Annotated in this window: 15 protein-coding genes and 1 pseudogene; 10 read left to right on the forward strand and 6 right to left on the reverse strand. The window is 67.1% G+C overall.

Annotated features, from left to right (window positions below):
* Window positions 1-71 precede the first annotated feature (71 nt).
* On the forward strand, window positions 72-437 hold the full coding sequence (locus tag AC1RM6_RS26390) for a response regulator transcription factor (protein ID WP_493106869.1): 366 nt from the start codon (window positions 72-74) through the stop codon (window positions 435-437).
* Window positions 438-860: 423 nt separating this feature from the next.
* Here AC1RM6_RS26390 and AC1RM6_RS26395 read toward each other — a convergent pair whose 3' ends face one another.
* Window positions 861-1,490, reverse strand: a complete 630-nt coding sequence (locus AC1RM6_RS26395; protein WP_493106871.1) for a hypothetical protein — start codon at window positions 1,488-1,490, stop codon at window positions 861-863.
* Between the two features lie 358 nt (window positions 1,491-1,848).
* On the opposite strand from AC1RM6_RS26395, the gene AC1RM6_RS26400 reads away from it, so the two are divergent.
* The 3 genes from AC1RM6_RS26400 to AC1RM6_RS26410 are packed head-to-tail and all read left to right on the forward strand — an operon-like array spanning window position 1,849 to window position 3,067.
* On the forward strand, window positions 1,849-2,370 hold the full coding sequence (locus AC1RM6_RS26400; protein ID WP_493106872.1) for a DUF2975 domain-containing protein: 522 nt from the start codon (window positions 1,849-1,851) through the stop codon (window positions 2,368-2,370).
* Window positions 2,370-2,579, forward strand: coding sequence for a helix-turn-helix domain-containing protein (locus tag AC1RM6_RS26405; RefSeq protein WP_493106874.1), 210 nt, complete (start codon window positions 2,370-2,372; stop codon window positions 2,577-2,579). The genes AC1RM6_RS26400 and AC1RM6_RS26405 overlap by 1 nt, the downstream gene beginning before the upstream one ends.
* A 35-nt stretch (window positions 2,580-2,614) precedes the next feature.
* Window positions 2,615-3,067 carry a hypothetical protein gene (locus AC1RM6_RS26410; protein WP_493106876.1) on the forward strand — a complete coding sequence of 151 codons (453 nt, stop codon included), beginning with the start codon at window positions 2,615-2,617 and terminating at the stop codon, window positions 3,065-3,067.
* Between the two features lie 44 nt (window positions 3,068-3,111).
* Here AC1RM6_RS26410 and AC1RM6_RS26415 read toward each other — a convergent pair whose 3' ends face one another.
* The 3 genes from AC1RM6_RS26415 to poxB all read right to left on the reverse strand — a co-directional run bounded on the left by AC1RM6_RS26415 (window position 3,112) and on the right by poxB (window position 6,111).
* Window positions 3,112-3,468 carry a hypothetical protein gene (locus tag AC1RM6_RS26415; protein WP_493106878.1) on the reverse strand — a complete coding sequence of 119 codons (357 nt, stop codon included), beginning with the start codon at window positions 3,466-3,468 and terminating at the stop codon, window positions 3,112-3,114.
* 131 nt (window positions 3,469-3,599) lie between these two features.
* Complete coding sequence (locus AC1RM6_RS26420; protein WP_493106880.1) at window positions 3,600-4,130, reverse strand: Dps family protein; 531 nt, start codon at window positions 4,128-4,130, stop codon at window positions 3,600-3,602.
* Between the two features lie 253 nt (window positions 4,131-4,383).
* Complete coding sequence (gene poxB, locus AC1RM6_RS26425) at window positions 4,384-6,111, reverse strand: ubiquinone-dependent pyruvate dehydrogenase (RefSeq protein ID WP_493106881.1); 1,728 nt, start codon at window positions 6,109-6,111, stop codon at window positions 4,384-4,386.
* A 183-nt stretch (window positions 6,112-6,294) separates the two neighbouring features.
* On the opposite strand from poxB, the gene AC1RM6_RS26430 reads away from it, so the two are divergent.
* From AC1RM6_RS26430 to AC1RM6_RS26450, 5 genes and pseudogenes are all read left to right on the forward strand, one after another.
* Window positions 6,295-6,990, forward strand: coding sequence for a hypothetical protein (locus AC1RM6_RS26430; protein WP_493106883.1), 696 nt, complete (start codon window positions 6,295-6,297; stop codon window positions 6,988-6,990).
* Window positions 6,991-7,381: 391 nt separating this feature from the next.
* The gene (locus AC1RM6_RS26435; protein ID WP_493106885.1) at window positions 7,382-7,606 is read left to right on the forward strand and encodes a hypothetical protein; all 225 of its coding nucleotides are present in this window, start codon (window positions 7,382-7,384) and stop codon (window positions 7,604-7,606) included.
* The gene (locus tag AC1RM6_RS26440; RefSeq protein ID WP_493106887.1) at window positions 7,603-9,231 is read left to right on the forward strand and encodes an alpha-amylase family glycosyl hydrolase; all 1,629 of its coding nucleotides are present in this window, start codon (window positions 7,603-7,605) and stop codon (window positions 9,229-9,231) included. Before AC1RM6_RS26435 ends, AC1RM6_RS26440 begins: the two co-directional genes overlap by 4 nt.
* Window positions 9,232-9,245: 14 nt before the next feature.
* Window positions 9,246-10,250: pseudogene (locus tag AC1RM6_RS26445) on the forward strand (glycosyltransferase family 4 protein); the annotation flags it as partial.
* Window positions 10,251-10,355: 105 nt separating this feature from the next.
* Window positions 10,356-10,559: a hypothetical protein gene (locus AC1RM6_RS26450; protein WP_493106905.1), complete on the forward strand. Its 204-nt coding sequence runs from the start codon at window positions 10,356-10,358 to the stop codon at window positions 10,557-10,559.
* 39 nt (window positions 10,560-10,598) lie between these two features.
* On the opposite strand, the gene AC1RM6_RS26455 is transcribed toward AC1RM6_RS26450, so the two are convergent.
* Window positions 10,599-10,862, reverse strand: coding sequence for a hypothetical protein (locus AC1RM6_RS26455; RefSeq protein ID WP_493106889.1), 264 nt, complete (start codon window positions 10,860-10,862; stop codon window positions 10,599-10,601).
* A 77-nt stretch (window positions 10,863-10,939) separates the two neighbouring features.
* On the opposite strand from AC1RM6_RS26455, the gene AC1RM6_RS26460 reads away from it, so the two are divergent.
* Window positions 10,940-11,368, forward strand: a complete 429-nt coding sequence (locus AC1RM6_RS26460; protein WP_493106891.1) for a hypothetical protein — start codon at window positions 10,940-10,942, stop codon at window positions 11,366-11,368.
* On the opposite strand, the gene AC1RM6_RS26465 is transcribed toward AC1RM6_RS26460, so the two are convergent.
* The gene (locus AC1RM6_RS26465; protein WP_493106893.1) at window positions 11,365-12,171 is read right to left on the reverse strand and encodes an alpha/beta fold hydrolase; all 807 of its coding nucleotides are present in this window, start codon (window positions 12,169-12,171) and stop codon (window positions 11,365-11,367) included. The genes AC1RM6_RS26460 and AC1RM6_RS26465 overlap by 4 nt on opposite strands.
* Window positions 12,172-12,375: the final 204 nt, after the last annotated feature.

The following is a 12,375-nucleotide window of genomic DNA, read 5'->3' on the forward strand; positions in this document are numbered from 1 at the left end:
CAGCGCCCGGACCGGCCCATCTGTTGCCTTTGCAGGGCCCCCGCCCTGCCGGTTCCTTCGGAGTTCAGCCCGTGAGTCAGTCCCCCATCATCGCGATCGTCGACGACGATGCCGACGTGCGGGGCAGCCTCGACAGCCTGATGCGCTCGGCCGGCTTCGTCGCCCGCGGCTTCGCCAGCGCCGAGGCGTTGCTCGGTTGCGGCACCGAAGGCGAGCTGGCCTGTATCGTCACCGACCTGCACATGCCGGGGCTGACCGGGCTCGACCTCCAGGCCGAGATCGGCCGGCGCGGCTGGCTCCAGCCGATCATCCTGATGACCGCCTACCCGACCGACGCCGCCCGCGACCAGGCGCTGCGCGCGGGCGCGGCGGCCTTCCTGGCCAAGCCGATCGATCCCGACGCGCTGCTCGACGCGATCGAGCGGGCAGTGGGTTAGGCGGCGGCGAGCATCCGCGGACACGGCGCCAGCGCATTACAACGACTTACCGTCACCCCGGACGTGTTCCGAGGTTCACTGTGCCGGTATCGCCAGACTTGCGATCTTTGCGAGCGCGATCCGGTGGACCTCGGAACACGTGCCATAGGTGCTAACATAGCCGCGGGGGCGCTTCTTCTGAAGCCTTCTCCCGCTCTTTGCGGGAGAAGGTTTGGATGAGGGTCTTCTTCTGTTTTCTCTGTCTCACCGTGCAGCAGATAGAAGAAGAAGAAGACCCTCACCCGGCCTCTCCCGCGAAGAGCGGGAGAGGGGAAGAAGAAGCGCTCCATCGGCTAGTTAGCGCCTATGGGAACAAGTCCGGAGTGACGGCCGTGGGACGCGGTTCGTTGGCTCAAACATTACGGACGCCCGCGCCCCGCCCCCTCAGGGCAGCAGCTTCGCCGTCGCCACGAACGGCTTGGCCTCGACGATCCCCCAGGCGCCATAGCCGTCGGTGGTCGTGAACTGGATCCAGATGTCGCGGTCCTTCTGGTGGATCAGGAAGGTCTCGACCGGTTCGCTGCCGATCGAGCTGACGCTGTCGTCGAAGGTCTGGCGGGCGTCCTGGATCGCCTTCTGGTTCTCGTCGGACACCTTGCCTTCGGAGATTTTCACCCCACCGGCGAGCGCGACCAGCGCCTCGACATTCTTCTGCAACTCGTAGCGCGAATAATCCTTGCCCTCGGCATTGTGGATGCCGGCATCGTAGACCTTGCCCTCGACCCATAGGAAATGGTCGCCGACCCAGACCGGGTAGCGCGCGATATCGAGGGTCTTCTCGCTGCGCGGCGCATAGCCGGTCGGCAGCGACAGATAGGGGAAGCTGCCGAGCTTGACCGTCGAGACCGCGACCTTGCTCATGTCGAACGGCGCGGCCGGTGCGGCGACGGCATTGGCGGGCTCGGCCGTGGCGTCGACCGGCGGCGCCTCCACCACGGGCGTAGCGGCATTGGCCGCGGCTTCGTTGGTGCCAGCGGGATCGGCCGGCTTCTTGTGGCACGCGGTGACGGTCATCGCGCCTACGCACGCGATCGAAAGCATCCATCGCTTCATCTGGAAATACCCCGTTCTACACGAGCCGCCCGGGATGGCGGCCCGGCGCGAGATGGATGGCCTCGGCGCGCGCGGGTCCAGAGGGCTTGCGACGAAGCGTGGCCTCGTGCGGTTGTGGCGATGGCTGCGTAACGGACTGTAACGGAAACAGCAGGAATCCGGGATTTCGGCGGACTTCACGGCATCGCCATCCCTGACGTGAATCGGAATCTCGGCGCCTACCGGATTCATGGTTCGACCGAAATTTATCGTTTTTCGATAAAATCCTTTGACGCACCCACCGACCTTCTTTATCGAATATCGATAAGGAGAAAATGCCATGATCCATCGAAATACCCTGGTTCGTTCGTCGGTGCTGGCGGTCCGCGCCGCATCGGTCGCCAATATGATCTTCCTCGCCGCCGCGCTCGCCGGGCTCGCCGCTTCCTGGCTGTTCGCCGGGCAGTTCACGACGATGCTGCTCGGCGAGGGCACCGGACCCGACGTCGCATCGCGGGTGATCGGCGGGCGCTGGATGCTGCTGCTGGGCGTGGCGATGGCGGCAGCGATCTTCGTGCTGCTGCGCGCGCTCGGCGAGATGGTCGCGACGGTGGCGGCAGGCGACCCCTTCATCGAGGCCAATGCCGGGCGGCTGCGCCGGATCGGCTGGGCGTTGCTCGCGCTCCAGCTGCTCGACCTGCCGGCCGCGCTCATCGGCCGCGCCTTCCCCAGCCTCGGCGACGCCGCCCCCGATGTCGGCATCTCGCTCGGCGGCTGGATCTCGGTGCTGATGATCTTCGTCCTCGCCCGCATCTTCACCGCCGGTGCCGTGATGCGCGAAGAGATCGAGGGGACGATCTGATGCCGATCATCGTCACCCTCGACGAGGTGCTCGAACGCAAGGGCATGAGCCTCACCCAATTGTCCGACGCGATCGGCGTCACCCTCGCCAATCTTTCGATCCTCAAGACCGGCAAGGGCAAGGCGGTCCGCTTCTCGACCATGGAGGCGATCTGCACGGCACTCGACTGCCAGCCCGGCGACATCCTGATGTTCAAGCCGAACGACTGATCGTCCGACACACCCCATTTACAGGAACCCATCCCATGAAGACGATTTCCATCTGGCGGCTCAACCTGCTGCGCAGCGGCTATGCCCTGCTCGTCGTCGGCCTCGGTATCAACATGTGGCCGCAACTGATCGCCGAAGGCCCGCAGCTCGAGCTGATGCACGGCGCCGCGCTGTCGATGCTGTGCGCGATGGGTCTGCTCGCGCTGATCGGCCTCAAATACCCGCTGCGCATGCTGCCGCTGCTGATGTTCGAAATGGCGTGGAAGGCGATCTGGCTATTGCGGATCGCGCTGCCCTTGTGGTCGGCCGACCGGCTCGACCCGAGCTTCATGGGCACGGTCTTCGCCTGCCTGATCGCGCTGGTCTTCCCGTTCCTGATCCCCTGGGACCATGTGTTCGACACCTATGTCCGCAAGGCGGCGGATCCGTGGTGGCCGAACCGTCGTACCGATGGAAAATCGGGGTCCACCGGCGCGAGCATCGCCTGACCGACCATGGGCTATGGTTCGCCGCAGGCGCCTTCCGGAAGGACTTAGCGTCCTTCGTCTGCGGCAACCGATGCCAAACGATCGAGCCAGGCCTGCGCCTGTTTGGGTTCGCCGACCGATTGGGGACCGACCGGACCGCGCGACGCGACAAACTCCTGATGGAGTTCGAAGACCGGCATCAGCAGCGTTTCCCTCGCCTTGTCGATTTCCTCGCCGAGGTCGGTCAGATTGGCGATGACGGGTGCGATCGCCGCGCGCGCCGCGCGATCGCGGTTGTGATCGAACAGGCCCCATTTGCCCGCGGCGGTGGTCCGCAGCGCATCGACAAGCGCGGCGACATAGTCCGCTTCGAGTTCCAGACGGCGAACATCGAGACGGGCGAGACGATCAGCTTTGGCCATCCAGCGACGCTATCGGCATGTGTTCGACCCGGCAAACGCCAATTCATATCCCGGCCGGTGACGGGAGGCCGCAAGAAGGAAAAGGGGCGCCATCGACGATGACGCCCCTTTTCCAATTCATGCCGTCCCGATCACCGCACCGCGGTCGGGCGGCAGCTCTCGTAGAGGAACCAGCTGCGGCGCTCGGTCTCGTCGATCCACACCTCGATCAGGCTGGCGGTCGCGACATCGCTATATTCGTCGCACAGCTCATGGACGCGGCGCATCTCGGCGACGAGCTGCTTGTTGTCGCCATGGAGCTCGGCGAGCATGTCCTGCGGATCGACATAGTCGGCATTGTTGTCGAGGATGCGCTGGCGGCCGGCGATGTCGGAGATCGAGCGGATCGTGGTGCCGCCGATCTTGCGCGCGCGCTCGGCGATCGGATCGGTCATCGCGAAGATCTGCTCGCCCTGCTCGTCGAGCAGCAGATGATAGTCGCGGAAATTCGGTCCGCTCATATGCCAGTGGAAATTCTTGGTCTTGAGGTAGAGCGCGAACACATCGGCGAGCAGCCCCGCCAGCCCCGCCGAGATATCGCGGGTCGCATCGCCGCCGAGGTCGCTCGGGGTGCCGAGGAAGCGTTCGGCGAGCTTGGTGCCGGTGGTGACTATGCTGGTCATCGTGCGTCTCCTTCGAATGGGGCGGCAAAGCGCCGTTCCTTGGGGCTGGAGATAGGCCGCCGGCGGAACGATCCAAATTATACGGAGGTATGGATGGGGTGCCCCCCTTCGTCATCCCGGCCCCCGGATCGGGGCGTTGCCCCGTCCGAGGACAGGCATCGCCTGGGATCTCAGGCGGATAGGGCGCGCGCTTGCCTACCGAGATCCCGGCCTCCGCCGGGATGACGAGAGAGAGTTGACGAAGTGGACCCAATCACCGCCGCAGCAGGTTCGCCTTGGCCAGCTCGATCACCTCGCCCCCGCGTCCGCTCAGCACCGCCTTGACCATGTAGAGGGTGAAGCCCTTCGCCATCTCGAGCGTCACCTTGGGCGGCATCGCCAGCTCCATCCGCTCGACCACCGCGTCGACGACGACCGGGCCGTCATGCGCGAGCGCCTCGGCGATGCCGCGTTCGAGGTCGGCGGGGTCGGCGATGCGGATGCCCTTGATGCCGGCGGCCTCGGCCATCGCCGCGAAATCGGGATTGTCGAAGCCGGTGCCGAAATCGACGAAGCCCGACGATTTCTGCTCGACCTCGACGAAGCCGAGCGCGCCATTGTTGAAGATGATCACCTTGACCGGCAGGTCGAGCTGCCGGAGCGACAGCAGGTCGCCCATCAGCATCGAGAAGCCGCCATCGCCCGACAGCGAGATCACCTGGCGCCCCGGCTGCGCCGCCTGCGCGCCGATCGCGTGCGGCATCGCATTGGCCATCGAGCCGTGCCAGAACGACCCGAGCAGCCGGCGCTTCGCGGTCATCGCCAGATAGCGCGCGCTCCACACCGTCGGCAGCCCGACATCGGCGGTGAAGATCGCATCGTCGTTCGCCTGCTCGCTGATCACCCGCATGACATGCTGGGGATGGAGCCGGCCGCCGGCATGGCCCTGCGCGAGCGCATCGAGCTCGGCGCGCGCCGCGACATAATGGTCGCGCGATGCCTTCAAATGGCAGTCATCGGTCTTGGCGACGATCTTGGGCAGCAGCGCGGCGACGCTGTGTCCGACATCGCCGATCAGCCCCTGCTCGACCGCGACCCGCTTGCCGATATTCTCCGCGCGCAAGTCGATCTGCGCGACCCGCACCCCCTTGGGATAGAATTGGCGATAGGGGAAATCGGTGCCGAGCATCAGCAGCGCGTCGCACGCCCCCATCGCATAATAGCCCGAGGAGAAGCCGATCAGCCCGGTCATGCCGACGTCATACGCATTGTCCCACTCGATATGCTCCTTGCCGCGCAGCGCATGGACGATCGGCGCGTTGAGCGCGCGCGCCAGCGCGATCACTTCGTCATGCGCGCCCTCGACCCCGCCCCCGCACAGCAGGGTGACGCGCTCGCTTTCGTTGAGCAAAGCCGCCAGCCGGTCGATCGCGTCGGCGGGCGGCACCACCGCCGGTTTGGGCAACAGCAGCGCGTGCGGCTGCGGTGCGGGCGCGTCGGGCGCCGGCTGCAACGCGACGTCGCCGGGGATCACCAGCACCGACACGCAGCGCTCGGCGACCGAGCGGCGGATCGCCGCCTCGAGCGCACGCGGCATCTGCTCGGGGGTCGAGATCAGTTCGCAATAGCTCGAACATTCGCGGAAGAGCTGTTCGGGGTGGGTTTCCTGGAAATAGCCCGATCCGATCTCGGCCGACGGGATATGCGCGGCGATCGCGACCACCGGCAGCCGCGATCGATGCGCGTCGAACAGCCCGTTGATCAAATGGAGATTGCCTGGCCCGCAGCTCCCCGCGCACACCGCGAGGTCGCCGGTGACATGCGCCTCGCCGGCCGCCGCGAACGCCGCGACCTCCTCGTGCCGGACATGGAGCCAATCGATCCCGCCCTTGCGCCGCAAGGAATCGGTGAAACCGTTGAGGCTGTCGCCGACGATCCCATAGACCCGCTTCACCCCCGCGGCGGCCAGCGTATCGACCATCTGGTCCGCGACTGTCGGCATGCGATATCTCCTGAAGGCCGCGAGGAAACGCCACGGCGCGTCCGGTATAACGCGTCGACACCCCGATGCAGTTCATACCAAGATATGACCGAGTCCGGAGGAACTTAGTCGGATCGACTAGCGCGAAGCCGGGCGCCCATCCCCATAATCACCGCCATCGATATCTTGCGACGGAGACAGGCGATGACGGATTCGAGCGGTTCGACGGGTGGCGTCGGCGGTGTAGGCGGGGTCGGCGGTGCGGGCGCCAGTTCGGCGACGAGCGATGCCGCGGCCGAAGCCAGCGCCGTCAGCAGCATGGCGCAAGGCATGGTCGACGGCGCGACCGGCCCCGCCGGGGTCGATGTCGATGCGCTCGGCCAGGCGGTGGCGACGGCGCAGGCGACCGCGCCCACCGCCGAACTGGCGGCAAGCCTGCAGGCCGAGGTCGAGGCGCAGCTCAGCCCGGTCCAGGTCGGCCAGCTCCAGGCGGCGATCGACCAGGCGTCGCTGTCGGTGCCCTCGACGATCGAGGCGCTGACCGCCTCGCCGCTCGCCAATATCGAGACCCCGGCCGGGCTGTTCAACGCGCAGGGCCAGCCGATCGACGCGTGCGGCAATGTCCAGCCATCGCTGTCGGTCGACCGTTCGGTCCCCGCGAACCAGACCGATCTGGCAAAGACGGTCGAGACGATCGACCGCATCACCGGCGGCCCGATCTCGGGCCCGGCTTATGCGGCGGCCTATGTCGCCGGCGCCGATCCTAAGACCCTCGATACGATCCACGCGGTCGGCAAGACGATCGACGCCGCGCTCGGCGTCCAGAGCAAGGCCGCGACCGCGCGCCCTTCGACCGCGCCGGCGATGACCCCGGCCGACTGGAACTATACCCAGCGGTGAGCCGGCGATAGCGGAGGAGCGCGCCGCCCGATTATCATGGCGGGCGGCGGCACTTGCGTGTAGGCGGACGCAACCTCATCCCATGCCTGCGGTCGGTGCGCTTCGCGACCGGCCCCTCCAGGAGCGATCGCCACGCCCAAGAAACCCAATTACGACTTCGAACGCCGCGAGCGCGAGAAGAACAAGGCTGCCGAAGCAGCGAAGAAGGCGCAGGCCAAGCTGGACCGCAAAGCGGCCGAACAGCAGGCGCCACAGGACAACAACCCTCTCGACGATTAGGCACAGGCTCGACGCGGCAACGCGTCGACTTGCCCGCTGCGCCCGAAACCGGGTGCCGGCCGTTGTTTACAGGCGCACGCATCCCCATATGCGCCGACAGATCGGATATTTCATGGCTTTCCAAATCAAGCGCAAGGGGCCGGTCGGCGCCGCGCTCCACACGCGCAACAGCTTCGACGAGGCGGTCCACCTCGCCGCGGGCTTCATCGGCGAGCGCATCCCCAAGCTCAAGACGTCGATCGTCAACCTGAAGACCGGCGAGACCATGAACGAGGCCGATATCGGAGAGGCAGCGCTGCTGCTGCGTCCGCAGCGCGTCGCCGCCGACAAGGTTTGACCGCGGGCGGACCGCCCAAGGACGCCACCGCCAGATGGTGGGAAAGCGGCGTCGTCTACCAGGTCTATCCGCGGTCTTTTCAGGATAGCGATGGCGACGGCGTCGGCGATCTCGCCGGGATCGAGCAACGGCTCGATCATATGGCCGGGCTGGGGGTCGACGCGATCTGGCTGTCGCCCTTCTACCCGTCGCCGATGGCCGATTTCGGCTATGACGTCGCCGATTATTGCGACGTCGATCCGCTGTTCGGGTCGCTTGCCGATTTCGATCGGCTGCTCGCGGCGGTCCACGCCCGCGGGCTCAGGCTGATCCTCGATTATGTCCCGAACCACAGCTCGGACCAGCACCCCTGGTTCGTCGACAGCCGCACGTCACGCGACAGCGCGAAGCGCGACTGGTATATCTGGCGCGATCCCGGCGCCGATGGGCCGCCCAACAACTGGATCAGCGATTTCGGCGGTTCGGCCTGGGACTATGACCCGCCCAGCGGCCAATATTATTATCACGCCTTCCTGAAGCAGCAGCCCGACCTCAACTGGCGCAACCCCGATCTGCGCCGGGCGATGATCGACGTGGTGCGCTTCTGGCTCGATCGCGGCGTCGACGGCTTTCGGATCGACGTGCTGTGGCACATCATCAAGGCCGAGGGGCTGCCCGACAATCCGCCCAACCCCGCCTATCGGCCGGCAATGGGCGAGAAATTCAGCCTGTTGCAGCATCATTCGACCGACCAGCCCGAGGTCCATGCCGCGATCGCCGAGATGCGCGCGCTGGCCGATGGCTATGGTGCCGGCGACGGCCAGAAAGACGGGCGGGTGCTGATCGGCGAGATCTGCCTGCCACTCGACAAGCTCATGACCTATTATGGCGGCGAAGACCGGCCGGGCGTGCATCTGCCGTTCAATTTCGAACTGATCGAGGCGCCGTGGAACGCGCGGACGCTGGCGAACTTCATCGACAGCTATGAAGCCGCGCTGCCGCCCGGCGGCTGGCCCAACTGGGTACTCGGCAGCCATGATGCGCGCCGCGTCGCCGGCCGGCTCGGACAGGCTCAGGCGCGGGTCGCGGCGATGCTGCTGCTGACCCTGCGCGGCACCCCGACCCTCTATCAGGGCGACGAGATCGGCATCGGCGATATCGCGATCCCGCCCGATCGGCTGCGCGATCCGCGCGAGCTTCGCGAACCCGGCCTCGGCCTCGGCCGCGACCCGGCGCGCACCCCGATGGCATGGGACGGCTCCGGTCATGGCGGCTTCAGCAACACCGAGCCCTGGCTGCCGCTCCATGCCGACTGGCCGCTGCGCAATGTCGCGGCGCAGGCGGATGATCCGCGATCGATGCTGACGCTGTACCGGACGCTGCTGGCGCTGCGCCGCGCCCACCCCGCGCTGGCGATCGGCCTCTATCATCCGGTCGCCGCCGAGGGCGATGTCCTCGCCTATGAGCGCCGCCACGGCGACGAGCGCCTGCTGGTCCTGCTCAACCTCGGCGCCGGCGAGGCCCGGATGCCGGCGGTGCCCGACGGCGCGCGGATCATGCTCTCGACGCTCGACGCCTCGCCCGCGATCGACCGGCGCCCGACGCTGCTCCCCGACGAAGGCCTGATCCTGGCGCTTCCGGCATGAGCGGCACGCCGCCGCTGCGGGTCGCGATGCTCAGTTCGATCTCGTGGCGGACCCCGCCGCGCGGCTATGGCCCGTGGGAACTGGTGACGAGCCTGCTCACCGAGGCGCTGGTCGCGCGCGGGGTCGACGTCACCCTGTTCGCCACCGCGGATTCGCTGACCGACGGCCACCTCGCCGCGCTGGTGCCCGCCGGCTATTCGGAAGATCCGACGATCGACGCCAAGGTCTGGGAGATGCAGCATATCGCCCATCTCTTCGAGCGCGCCGGCGAGTTCGACATCATCCACAACCATGCCGATTTCGTGCCGCTCGCCTTCTCCCGGCTGGTCGACACGCCGATGGTCACGACGATCCACGGCTTCTCGTCGCCGCGGATCCTGCCGATCTACCGCCGCTATGACGATCGCGTCGCCTATGTCGCGATCAGCGACGCCGATCGCTGCCCCGATCTGAATTATGCCGCGACGATCCACCATGGCATCGACATTGCCGACTTCCCGTTCGATCCGACCGGCAGCGACGACCTGCTGTTCTTCGGCCGCAGCCACCCCGACAAGGGCGCCGCCGACGCGGTCAGGGCCGCGCAGGCGACCGGCCGCCGGCTGGTCATGGCCGGCATCGTCCAGGACGAGGGCTATCATGCGCGCGAGATCGCCCCGCATATCGACGGCGACCGCATCGTCCATGTCGGCGTCGTCGGCGGCGCCGATCGCGCCCGCACCCTCGGCCAGGCTTATGCGCTGCTCCATCTGATCGGCTTCGACGAGCCGTTCGGCCTGTCGGTGGTCGAGGCGATGGCGTGCGGCACCCCGGTCATCGCCTATCGGCGCGGATCGATGGCGGAGCTGATCGACGACGGCGTCACCGGCTTCCTGGTCGACAGTTTCGACGAAGCGGTCGCCGCGATCGGCCGGATCGGCGAAATCGACCGCGCCGCCTGCCGCAGCGCCGCGGTCGCACGCTTCGGCGTCGACCGCATGGCTGACGAATATCTCGCGCTCTACCGCGCGATCCTCGACGGCCGGCGCGCTACCGCCCGCTTCGACGCCCCGGTCCTGCGCGGGCCGAGCACGGTCGGGCCGCCGGCGAGCTGCGCGACCGGGCTCGGCGCGAACAGCGGCTCGGTGATCGATCGCGAGGGATCGCCGACGGACTTCGCGATCGCGTTCAGCTGGATGGACAAGGGGCTCGTCGGCACGATCCTTGGCGGAGGCGCCGCGCCCGATCAGCAACGGCTGTACGACCTCTACTGCAAGAGCCATTTCTCGAGCTTCGAACAGGCGTTCAATCCGGGTCCCCGGACCCGCGCGTTGAGCGGGGCAGTCTAATAGCAAGTCTTGGTGAGCCCGACTCGCCGAGATCCGGTATCAGCCCGTGCGGCGCTTCAGCAAATCGATCGAGGATGCGTCAGCATCTTCGAGATCGCGTATAAGGCTATCGCCGCCCCGGCCCGGATCCCCCGCCGGCCGACCGCTGAACTTGCCCTTGGTGCGGCTGGTCAGATGAAACTGCCTGCATCGGTCGCAGCGATAGGGGAGCAGCCGCAGCCCGACCCGCTCGGCAAAGGCCAGCGCCTCATGCCGCGTGGCGTAGCGCGCTTTCCGGATGCAGATGCTGAGCCGCGTGCGCATCTTCACCTTTCAAACAGGAAGACGTGGGGTCGGGTCATCCTATAAGAGCCCTTGCAGGCTTTGGGCAGGACAGATTCTTGACGCAACCGGTTCCCACCATCCCCGCCGTCACCGGCCGCAGCTTCGAAGCGACGGTCCAGCTCGCGATCGTCGCCGCGCGCGAGGCCGCCGGCCCGGTGATGATGATGTTCGCCGACATCGCGGTACAGGTCGATCCCGGCGACGACGCCGCGACGATCGCGCGCCATTATGACGAGACCAGCGCGCTGGTCTTCGCCCGGCTCGCCGCCCGCCCGCTGGTGACCGAACGCACCCCGATCCGCGGCGACATCGTCGAGACGCTGGTCGACGACCATTCGACCCGGACGATGAAGGGCACCGCCGGCATCGTCACCGAGGTCGAGGCGAGCGCCTGGAACGAGATCAGCAAGATCGTCGTGCGCTATGCCAGGCGCACGGTCGATTATGTGCCGGAAGACTTCAAGGACCTCCGGCACGTCCGTTAGAACTTGCTGCTCTGGTCGCCGCCCAACGCGCGCGCCGCACCCTCGATCAGCGCCGCGACCTCTTTGGGATGCGAGCGGTAGACCGAATGGCTGGCGCCGGCGATCTCGACGACCTCGCGGCTCTTCGCCCGCTTGGCATACATGCGTTCGAGATCGGGGCTGATGATGCGATCGGCCTTCGCGACCATGTACCAGCTCGGCTTCGCCTTCCACGCAGGGGCCGCGATCGGGGTGGTGAAGACCTTGGCGGCGGTGAAGCCCTGCGCCTGCGCCTCATAGGCGGCCTCGGCCGCCGGCAGGTCGGCGGCGAAGTCGGCATGGTAGCGTGCCGGATCGATATAGGCATAGCCGTCGGCGGTCTTCACGATCGCGTCGCGGCCGGCCGCGGGGAACAGCCGGCCGTTGCCGGTCTCGGTCTCGCCGGCATCGGGGGCATGCGCGGCGATATAGACGAGCCCCGCGGCCCGGGGATCGTTACCGGCCTCGGTGATGATCGCGCCGCCATAGCTGTGACCGACCAGGATCGCCGGGCCGTCCTGCCGATCGAGGATGCGCCGGGTCGCCGCGACATCGTCGTCGAGCCCGGTCAGCGGCTCCTGGACGATCGCGACATGATAGCCGTCGCGCACGAGGATGTCGTAGACCGGCCGCCAGCCCGACCCGTCGACGAACGCGCCATGGACCAGCACGATGTTGCGCACCGGCGCGGCCTGCGCGGCGACCGGCGCCGCGAGCATCGCGAGCGCCAGGGCGATGATCCCGGCCGGACGCCGGACAGGCCGTCGATGGGTGATGCTGGGCATGACTGTCTCCTCGATCCCGCCCCCTGGGATCCGACATAGCCATGTCCGGCGCGGAGTCAGCGCATATCAAGGTTTGGGGTCACCGTTCCGTGCCAGACTTCGGCGCCCGGTCCGGCCCCCACAAAACCCGTCATCAACTCAGTTGTTTTCGGAGATCGTCGCGGATCATGGCGTTGGCGATGACGATGAGTTTTCGCATGACGG

It is taken from the genome of Rhizorhabdus sp. GW822-FHT03C02, from assembly GCF_058801765.1.

Coding starts and splice junctions, on each gene's coding strand:
- AC1RM6_RS26395 (WP_493106871.1), bottom strand. CDS start 1,490: ATGACCGTCACCGCGTGCCACAAGAAGCCGGCCGATCCCGCTGGCACC.
- AC1RM6_RS26400 (WP_493106872.1), top strand. CDS start 1,849: ATGATCCATCGAAATACCCTGGTTCGTTCGTCGGTGCTGGCGGTCCGC.
- AC1RM6_RS26405 (WP_493106874.1), top strand. CDS start 2,370: ATGCCGATCATCGTCACCCTCGACGAGGTGCTCGAACGCAAGGGCATG.
- AC1RM6_RS26410 (WP_493106876.1), top strand. CDS start 2,615: ATGAAGACGATTTCCATCTGGCGGCTCAACCTGCTGCGCAGCGGCTAT.
- AC1RM6_RS26415 (WP_493106878.1), bottom strand. CDS start 3,468: ATGGCCAAAGCTGATCGTCTCGCCCGTCTCGATGTTCGCCGTCTGGAA.
- AC1RM6_RS26420 (WP_493106880.1), bottom strand. CDS start 4,130: ATGACCAGCATAGTCACCACCGGCACCAAGCTCGCCGAACGCTTCCTC.
- poxB (WP_493106881.1), bottom strand. CDS start 6,111: ATGCCGACAGTCGCGGACCAGATGGTCGATACGCTGGCCGCCGCGGGG.
- AC1RM6_RS26430 (WP_493106883.1), top strand. CDS start 6,295: ATGACGGATTCGAGCGGTTCGACGGGTGGCGTCGGCGGTGTAGGCGGG.
- AC1RM6_RS26435 (WP_493106885.1), top strand. CDS start 7,382: ATGGCTTTCCAAATCAAGCGCAAGGGGCCGGTCGGCGCCGCGCTCCAC.
- AC1RM6_RS26455 (WP_493106889.1), bottom strand. CDS start 10,862: ATGCGCACGCGGCTCAGCATCTGCATCCGGAAAGCGCGCTACGCCACG.
- AC1RM6_RS26465 (WP_493106893.1), bottom strand. CDS start 12,171: ATGCCCAGCATCACCCATCGACGGCCTGTCCGGCGTCCGGCCGGGATC.